Origin of the sequence: Bacteroides sp. HMSC067B03 (genome assembly GCF_001811315.1) — a bacterium.
In the GTDB taxonomy this organism is placed as follows: domain Bacteria; phylum Bacteroidota; class Bacteroidia; order Bacteroidales; family Bacteroidaceae; genus Bacteroides; species Bacteroides faecis.
In genome coordinates this window covers 3,073-4,041 of record NZ_KV804470.1, presented here as the reverse complement: position 1 = coordinate 4,041, position 969 = coordinate 3,073, and the positions used below count along the sequence as shown (strand labels likewise).

Here is a 969-nt window from a genome sequence, read left to right as displayed (position 1 = left end):
GACGTAACAGTACATTCAACCTGTCCACCCGTGTTGACGGCTTTTCGATTGCGGACAATATCAGGAACGTGTTGGGTATTTACGGAAAATGCGGAGCTGGAGAAAGCAATACGATCGAGTACTCCGTTAATAGTTCTGTCATTGACATCAACGGTGATTCCAGCTATATGATTTATTTCAATCCGGCAGACAAGGACAATTCGGATCAGGACAAGTCATGGCTGTACGGACTTTACGAAATGAAGCAGAACGGGTTCAACTATTCCACGAATGCCTTTGTCATCGATAAGACCGAAGGAAAAGCGTTCAAGGTTTCGGATGATGCCACCGCATTGTGTACTTATCGTCCCTATAACCGTACCAACATTGAGCAGACCGGATCGACTACCATTATCAAAATAAAGACGCAGAACGCTGCCGATCCTGATGCGAACGTCGTGTCATGCTGGGACGAAGCAAACCAAATCGGATGGCGTATCACTTCAAAATGTGTGTACTTCAAAGCACTCGGAACTGAACTTATCGAACGGTATTTCAAACCGGGTGACATCTACGAGTTTGCCTTCGTCATTGAAAAGGCAAATGCGGAAGAGGACGGCAAAGGCTATATCAAGCTATATTGCGACGGGGACTTGATTGGCGCATCCAAGTATACGGCAGGACAAAGCGCGATCAAGCAGTCCGAACAAATCAGCTTCTCCGGAACAGCCGGGGAACTGTACATGTACCGTTTGCTTTCATGGGAAAAGGAAATGGCTGACGAACAAATCAACGACGAGTTTGTAATCGGGAAGTCCGACACGGACGAAATGATCGCTTTGAACAAAAAGAATGACATCCTTACCGACAACAAAATCGACCTGAACAAAGCACTTGAAATGTGCGACTGTCTGGTGGAAATGCCACATGGGGACTATAAACTTGAAACGCTTGATAACGTAACGGATACGTCCACCAAGATATATACAG

At 45.9% G+C, this 969-nt stretch carries 1 pseudogene; it reads left to right on the top strand.

Features of this window, described 5'->3' with window-relative positions:
• A pseudogene (locus HMPREF2794_RS23940) lies at positions 1–969 on the top strand (hypothetical protein); the annotation flags it as partial.